Consider the following 7422-nt stretch of genomic DNA (forward strand, 5'->3'; position numbering starts at 1 on the left):
TCCAAGGAAACGCAAGGAAAAGACAATGTCCCTCAAGCTCAAGCGGATCGACAACATGGACATCCTGACCACCGACGTGGACAAGATGGCCCGCTTCTACACCGAAGTCCTGGGCCTGGACTTCCACCTGCCGTACGCGCCGGAGGAGGAATGGGCCGCCATCGACCTGGGCAACCTCACGCTCTACCTGTTCAAGTCGGAGGCCGGCGAGCACGCTCCCCGGCGCACCGCGGTCAACGCGGAGAACGCCCCCGGCTACGATTCGGTCGCGTTCGAGGTCGACGACCTCGACGAGGCGGAGGCCGCCCTGGAGGGCCGGGTCGAATGGGTGGACGCCCGCATCGAATGGCAGCACCCCAGCGGGGCCTGGTACCGCTACCGGCCGTTCTTCGACCCGGACGGCAACATGCTCTACGTCACCGAACCGCACCGGGCTCCCGAACCGCAGAAGGCCTAGCCGCCATGGGAAACGTCAACGCAGCGGGCATCCCCGCGGAAGACCCCTCGCAGGACCTGACCGGCCGGGTGGCCATCGTGACCGGCGCCGCGCGCGGCATGGGCCGGGCCCATGCCCGGCGCTTGGCCGCCCAGGGCGCGTCCGTGCTGCTGGTGGACCGTGACGGCGTCGTGGCCGAAACCGCGGCCGAGCTGGCGAACGTCGGCGGCCGGGTCGACCACCTTGCCGCGGACCTGACCGCCGAGGGCGCGGACGCGCTCGTGGTGGACACCTGCCTCGAGCGGTTCGGCCGCCTGGACATCCTGGTCCACAACGCCGGCATCATGCACGACTGGCGCCGGCTCAAGGAGACCTCCCCGGAGGAGCTGGACCGCTACTTCGCCCTCAACGTCCGGGCCCCCTACGCGCTGTCCCGGACGGCCCGGCCGCACCTGGCGCGCAGCGGTTCGGGGCGGATCGTGTTCATCTCCTCCCAGTGGGGCCAGGTCCCCGACGGGCACTCCTACGGCTACATGGTCTCCAAGGCCGCGCAGCTGGGGCTCATGAAGGCCTTGGCCCAGGAGCTGGTCGGCGAGGGGATCCTGGTGAACGCCATCGCTCCGGGCGCCGTGCGCACCCGTATGGTCCCGGACGAGTACCTCGAGGTGGAAACCGCCGCCGTGCCGCTGGGCAGGCTCGCCGAACCCGGCGAGATCGCCGCGCTTGTCGGCTTCCTGGCCTCGGACCAGGCCGGGTTCATCACGGGCCAGACCCTGCCGGTGAACGGCGGGGCCCTGCTCGTCGGCATCTGAGCCGCTCTCCCCCAACACCCAAGCACCACCCCTAAGGAAGAAACAGTCATGAACACTGCAGCGACGACCCCCAGCAAGCGGGAGCAGGCCGAGCGGGCCATGCGCCGTTCCTGGTTCCCCGTGGCCCGATCCGTGGACCTGGACACCCCGCAGCGCGCGACGCTGCTCGGCACCAGCCTGGTCGTCTACCGCGACGGCGAGGGCCGGGCCGTGGTCCAGTCCAGCCGCTGCCCCCACCGCGGGGCCGACCTGTCCATCGGCGAGGTGCACCAGGCCTCGATCGGCTGCCCGTATCACGGGTGGGAATTCTCCAGCACGGACGGCTCCTGCGTGCGCGTCCCCTCGCTCGAGGACCAGTGCAAGATCCCGCCGAAGGCGCGCCTGAAGACCTACCCGGTGATCGAGCGGTTCGCCCACGTGTGGACGGTCCTTGAGGACCCGATCCGAGAGATGTACGACCCGGAGGAATGGCGCGGCGAGGAATTCGAGTGGCTGGCCGCCAACCCGATCGACTCGAACGTCGGCGTGGCCGTGACGATCGAGAACTTCCGCGACGTGGCGCACTTCCCGTTCGTGCACAAGGTCTCCATGGGCCCCACGCCGGAGGTCGTGGAGCCGCTGGACGTCAAGCGGGAGGGACTGGACGTGTGGATGTTCCGGCCGCTGAACGCCGGCACCGGCGAGTGGGCCAACGACGGCGACTGCGAGATGCACTACCACTGCATCGCCCCGGGCCTGGCCTCCATCACCTACAACTACGAGAAGTACGGGCGTCGCGTGGTGGCTGGCTTCCCGTCTCCGGTCAGCTACGAGAAGGTGAAGATCTTCTGGGGCGTGGCCAATGCCGCCAATTACAGCGGCGCCGACCTCGAGGAGAACCTGCGCGTCGAGGAGATGGTGTACCTGGAGGACATTCCGATCGTGGAGAACCTGCAGCCGCGCGAGGTTCCGTGGGACGGCGAGGTGGAGGAGTTCTCCGCGCCGGCGGACCTGTTCACGCTGAACTACCGGCGCTGCTTCCTGGAGCTGATGCGCCGGGGCCAGCAGATGGACCGGAACCAGGGCGTGGAGTCCGCGCGCGAACTGGAGGCCAGCCGTGCCTAGGCCCAGCGATCCCACGCCGCACCCGGACGGGCTGGTCGAGGTGCGCGTCCTGGCCACGCGATGGGAGGCCGAGGACATCGTCTCCTTCCGGCTGGCCGCCGAGGACGGCTCCGCGCTGCCGGCGTGGACTCCCGGCGCGCACGTGGACGTCCACCTGCCCTCGGGCAAGGTCCGCCAGTACTCGCTGTGCGGGGACCCCGCGGACCGGGCGGAATACCGCATCGCGGTGCTCCGCCAGCCGCAGGGCCGCGGCGGCTCCGAGGAGGTGCACCGCGAGCTGCGGGCCGGAACCGTGCTCAAGCTCGGCTCCCCGCGCAACGACTTCGCGCTCGAGGAGGCGCCCGCCTACGTCTTCGTCGCCGGCGGGATCGGCATCACCCCGATCCTGCCCATGATCCGCGAGGCCGCCGCCCGGGGCTCGGCCTGGCGCCTGGTGTACGGCGCCCGCAGCCGCGGCCACTTCGCCTTTCTGTCCGAGCTCGACGGCGTCCCGGGCGGCACCGTGGAGCTGTACGCGCAGGACCAGGACGGCCACCCTCCCCTGGCTCCGGTGGCGGCCGCGGGGCTGAACGGCCCGATCTACTGCTGTGGACCGGCCCCGCTGCTCGACGCCCTCGCCCGGGAGATGGACGGCGCCGGGAGCGCGGGCAACCTGCGCTTCGAGCGCTTCGCGCCGCTGGCCCTCGAAGCCGCGAACGAGCAGGGTTTCGAGGTGCTGCTGGCCGCCAGCGGCACCGTCGTCGCCGTCGGCCCGGAAGTGTCAGTGCTGGACGCCGTCCGCGAGGCGGGGGTGGCCGTGCCGTCCTCCTGCGAGATGGGCATCTGCGGCACGTGCGAGACCACGGTGATCGACGGGACCGTGGACCACCGCGACGACCTGCTCACCCCGGAGGAGAAGGCCGCCGGCAACTCCATGATGATCTGCGTTTCGCGGTGCCTGTCCAAGCGGCTGGTGCTGGACCTCTAGGACCCAACGAAGAGGACCCAACGAATAGGAACCCCGCAAGCAGAACCCCGCGGACGCAACACGCGAAGGCCCGCCCCCGAGGCGGGCCTTCGCGTGTTCCTGCAGGTCGGCGGGATCAGTCCTGGGCTTCCGAGATGTCGACCATCCAGGAGATCCCGAACTTGTCCGTGAGCATTCCGAACGTGTCGCCCCAGGGGGCCTTCTCCAGTGGCATGTCCACGGTCCCCTCCTCCGCCAGCTTCTCCCAGTGGCCGCGCAGCGCGGCCTCGTCGTCGCCGGAGAGCAACACCGAGATGGAGCTCCCGGCCGTGTAGGGCATGGAGTTGGGGGTGTCGGAACCCATGAGGACCAGCGGGCCTGCAACCAGGTGGCCGTGCATGATCTTCTCCGCTTCCGCCGGGTCGTCGCTGGCGTGGAAATCGGCGAAGGTGGTCAGCGTCAGTTCACCGCCGAACACCTGGTGGTAGTACTCCATGGCTTGGCGCGCGTTGTCTCGGAATCCGAGGTAGGGGTTCAGGGCCACTGTCATGGCGGTTTCCTTTCGGACGGGGCGGGACCTCCCATTCTGCGCCGCAACCGCGGTAATGGGGAGAGCGCCCATCCCCGCCGCGGGACGTGACGGGAAGCTAGTCGTCCGCGCCCAGTTGGCCCACACTTGGCTGGTCCGCACTTGGCTGGTCCGCACCCGCCCAGCCGTCGTCGTCGGCCAGGAACACGTCCGACGGCGGGAACGGCGGCCGCCCCTCCTGCGGCTCCGGCGTCCCGCCGGCGAGCGCGAACCGGATGATGCGCCGCAGCCACGCGTGCGGGGGCGACGCCGGCGTCCGCTTCAGCGTGTAGAGCGAGGCCTCGCTGGGCGGGACCTCAAACGGCAGCTCGAAGGTCCTCACCTTGCCCTCGGCCTCGAAGTTCTCCGCCGTGATGCGCGGCGCGTAGGCCAGGAAGTGGGTGTCCGACAGCACGTTGGGCAGCACCATGAAGCTGGGCACGTCCACCGCCACCTCCAATCGGTGGCCCAGGGCCTCGACGCGGCGCGGGATCCCGTCGTGGCCCGATTCGTGGGAGAACACCACGTGCTTCTCGGCCAGGTACTCCCCCAGCGCCGGCCGGGTCCCGATCCGCGGGTGCCGGGGCGAGCACACCCCCACGTAGTCCTGCGCAAACAGGAGGTCCTGGCGGATCTCCGGGACGGAAAGCGGACCGCTGAAGATGGCCGCGTCCGCCCGCTCGTGGAACAGGTCGTCGGCGACCCTGGACAGCTGCAGCGGCTGGACCTGGATCCTGAGGTGGGGCGCATAGTGCTTCGTCACCCGCAGGATCCGGGGCAGAAGGCCGTGGATCGCCAGGTCGGTCAGCTGCAGCGTGAAGGTGCGGGAGGACACCGCCGGCTCGAACACCGGCTCCTGCCCCATGACGTCCTCCAGCGACTGCAGCGCCTGGCGCAGCCGCGGATAGAGGGCGGAGGCCTTCTCCGTGGGATGCATCCGGTGTCCCCGCCGGACGAAGAGCTCGTCACCGAAGATCCTGCGCAGCTTGCCGAGCGAATAGCTGACCGCCGGCTGCGTCACGAAGAGGTTTTCCGACGCCTCACGGACGCTCCCGGTCTCGTAGACCTGGACGAAGGCCCGGACCATTCCCAAGTCGTAGTGGCTCATCCCTGAACCCTAGGCGACCACCCATAAATGCGGCTTATCAAACGTTCCACAAATTTTATTGGGCATATGCAAGCGTCTTTCCTAGTGTGAGGTGCATCGCACCGGCGGATTCCCGCTTCCGGAAGGCCTCCCCGGCGCGACCCCCACCTCCCGCGCCCTCCCGGGCCGCACCCAGCCCTGCGCCCGGAGCAGCGCATCCCCGACAGAAGGAGCACCCCTTGGACATCAGGTTCGACGACAAGATCGTTGTGGTTACCGGCGCGGCCGGCGGTTTCGGTTCGGCGACGGCACGCACGTTCGCCGAGGCGGGCGCCCACGTGGTCGTCTCCGACATCAACCTGGACGGCGCCCAGGCCGTGGCCGACACCCTGCCCTCGGCCGAGGCGGCCCGGCTGGATGTGACCTCCCCGGAGTCCATCCAGGAGTTCTTCGACGTCCTCGCCGAGCGGCACGGCGGCCTGGACGTGCTGGTCAACAACGCCGGAGGCCCCACCCCCAAGGCCGACCTGGAGGACACCTCCCTGGAGCACATCGACTGGCTCATCCACCTGAACTACCGCAGCGCCGTGCTGGCCTCCCGCGCCGCGCTGCCGCTGCTGCGCGGGCGGGAGGGGGCCTCGATCGTCAACGTCGGTTCGATCTCCGGGCGCCGCCCGCGCACCGGCGGCACCGTGTACAACTCGGCCAAGGCCGCCGTCGAGGCCTTCACCCGCGCCCTGGCCGCCGAGGTCGCCCCGCAGGTGCGCGTGAACGCCGTCAGCCCGGCCATCGCCGAAACGGGGTTCGTCAAGAGCATCTACGGCACCGCCGACCTGGCCCCGCAGGACCGCGAGCGGCTGGTCGCCGGCATCCCCATGGCCCGCACCACCCAAACCAGCGACGTCGCCAACGCCATCGCCTACCTCGCCTCCGAGCCCGCGAACTTCCTCACCGGAGTGTGCCTCGAGGTCGACGGCGGACGCAGTATCTCCTAGGAAGGACAGGAACCGTGAGCATCACCGAAGAACTGGCCGCCGTCTCCGTCCACCACTGGATCGACGGGACACCGCGCACCGCCGCCGCCAACGGCCACCTGACCGTCACCAGCCCGCTCGGCACGGCCGAGGCGTCGCGGGTAGCGCTCGGCGGGGCGGCCGACGTCGACCTCGCCGTCCGCGCCGCCGACCGCGCCCAAGGCCCCTGGCGCGCGCTGAGCGCCACCGAGCGAGGACGGATCCTGCACCGCCTGGCCGCGCTCGTCCGCGCCAACGCCGCCGAACTCGGGGACCTGGAGCGGCGGGAGACCGGGCATCCGGAGCACAAGATTCCCGGCGAGATCGCCGCCACCGCCGCCTACTTCGAGTACTACGGCGGGCTGGCCAACGCCCTGCAGGGCGAGACCATCGACCTGGGCGGGGGCTACCACTCCTACACCGTGCGCGAACCCTACGGCGTCATCGGCGTCATCACCCCGTGGAACGTCCCGCTGGGCCAGTCCGCCCGGTCCGCCGCGCCGGCGCTGGCGGCCGGGAACACCGTGGTCATCAAGCCCTCCGAGTACACCTCGGCCACCACCATGGAACTGGCGCGGCTGGCCACCGAGGCAGGGCTGCCCGACGGCGTGCTCAATGTGGTGACCGGCACCGGCGCGGACGTGGGGGCCGCCCTGGTGGAGCACCCGCTGGTGCGCAAGGTCTCCTTTACCGGCTCCGTGCGCGCCGGCCGGGAGATCGGGCGGGCGGCGGCCGACCGCATCCTGCCGCTGACCCTGGAGCTGGGCGGGAAGTCCGCGAACATCGTGTTCCCGGACGCGGACCTGGACAGGGCCTGCGAGGGGGCGCTGCGCGCCTTCAGCTCCAACTCCGGCCAGGCCTGCACCGCGGGGACGCGGCTGCTGGTGCACCGCGGCATCCACGACGCGTTCGTCGCCCGGCTCGCCGCGGCGACAGCGCAGCTGCGGCTGGGCAGCGACCTGGGCCCCATGACCACCGCCGTCCAGCGCGACAAGGTCCTGGAGTACTTCGCCATCGCCGAGGCCGAGGGCGCCGTGGCGGTGCACGGCGGCGTCCCGGTCACGGACCCGGAGCTGGCCGGGGGCCACTACGTGGTTCCCACCATCTACACCGGGGTGGACAACTCGATGCGCATCGCCCGCGAGGAGATCTTCGGGCCGGTGCTCGCCGTGATCCCGTTCGGCGACGAGGAGGAGGCGGTGCGGATCGCCAACGATTCCGACTACGGCCTGGCCGCGGCCGTGTGGACGCGGGACGTCTCCCGCGCGCTGCGCCTGGCCGGGCGGCTGGACTCGGGCCAGGTCTACGTCAACGTCTGGATGGGGCCGACCATCGAGACCCCGTTCGGCGGCTTCAAGATGAGCGGTTACGGACGGGAGAAGGGCCTCGAGGCACTCGCCCACTACACGCACACCAAGTCGGTCACGGTCGCGCTGTAGGGGGAAACCGAACGACG

Annotated in this window: 8 protein-coding genes; 6 read left to right on the forward strand and 2 right to left on the reverse strand. The window is 70.5% G+C overall.

Features of this window, described 5'->3' with window-relative positions; all coding sequences use genetic code 11:
- Window positions 1-25 precede the first annotated feature (25 nt).
- From ABD912_RS09135 to ABD912_RS09150, 4 genes are read left to right on the forward strand one after another with little or no spacing between them, the layout of a single operon-like run.
- On the forward strand, window positions 26-457 hold the full coding sequence (locus tag ABD912_RS09135; RefSeq protein ID WP_345150206.1) for a VOC family protein: 432 nt from the start codon (window positions 26-28) through the stop codon (window positions 455-457).
- 5 nt (window positions 458-462) lie between these two features.
- Complete coding sequence (locus tag ABD912_RS09140) at window positions 463-1248, forward strand: SDR family NAD(P)-dependent oxidoreductase (protein WP_345150208.1); 786 nt, start codon at window positions 463-465, stop codon at window positions 1246-1248.
- 48 nt (window positions 1249-1296) lie between these two features.
- Complete coding sequence (locus ABD912_RS09145; protein WP_345150209.1) at window positions 1297-2352, forward strand: aromatic ring-hydroxylating dioxygenase subunit alpha; 1056 nt, start codon at window positions 1297-1299, stop codon at window positions 2350-2352.
- A complete protein-coding gene (locus ABD912_RS09150) occupies window positions 2345-3319 on the forward strand; it encodes a PDR/VanB family oxidoreductase (protein ID WP_345150211.1) in 975 nt (324 codons plus the stop codon). Before ABD912_RS09145 ends, ABD912_RS09150 begins: the two co-directional genes overlap by 8 nt.
- A gap of 115 nt (window positions 3320-3434) precedes the next feature.
- Here the strand turns inward: ABD912_RS09150 and ABD912_RS09155 are convergent, their stop codons facing one another.
- On the reverse strand, window positions 3435-3848 hold the full coding sequence (locus ABD912_RS09155; RefSeq protein ID WP_345150212.1) for a VOC family protein: 414 nt from the start codon (window positions 3846-3848) through the stop codon (window positions 3435-3437).
- A gap of 97 nt (window positions 3849-3945) precedes the next feature.
- On the reverse strand, window positions 3946-4974 hold the full coding sequence (locus ABD912_RS09160) for a LysR family transcriptional regulator (protein WP_345150214.1): 1029 nt from the start codon (window positions 4972-4974) through the stop codon (window positions 3946-3948).
- Window positions 4975-5192: 218 nt separating this feature from the next.
- On the opposite strand from ABD912_RS09160, the gene ABD912_RS09165 reads away from it, so the two are divergent.
- Window positions 5193-5948: an SDR family NAD(P)-dependent oxidoreductase gene (locus ABD912_RS09165; RefSeq protein ID WP_345150216.1), complete on the forward strand. Its 756-nt coding sequence runs from the start codon at window positions 5193-5195 to the stop codon at window positions 5946-5948.
- A gap of 14 nt (window positions 5949-5962) precedes the next feature.
- Complete coding sequence (locus ABD912_RS09170; protein ID WP_345150218.1) at window positions 5963-7405, forward strand: aldehyde dehydrogenase family protein; 1443 nt, start codon at window positions 5963-5965, stop codon at window positions 7403-7405.
- The last annotated feature ends 17 nt before the right edge of the window (window positions 7406-7422 follow it).

It is taken from the genome of Arthrobacter ginkgonis, from assembly GCF_039540195.1.
Classification (GTDB): Bacteria; Actinomycetota; Actinomycetes; order Actinomycetales; family Micrococcaceae; genus Zafaria; species Zafaria ginkgonis.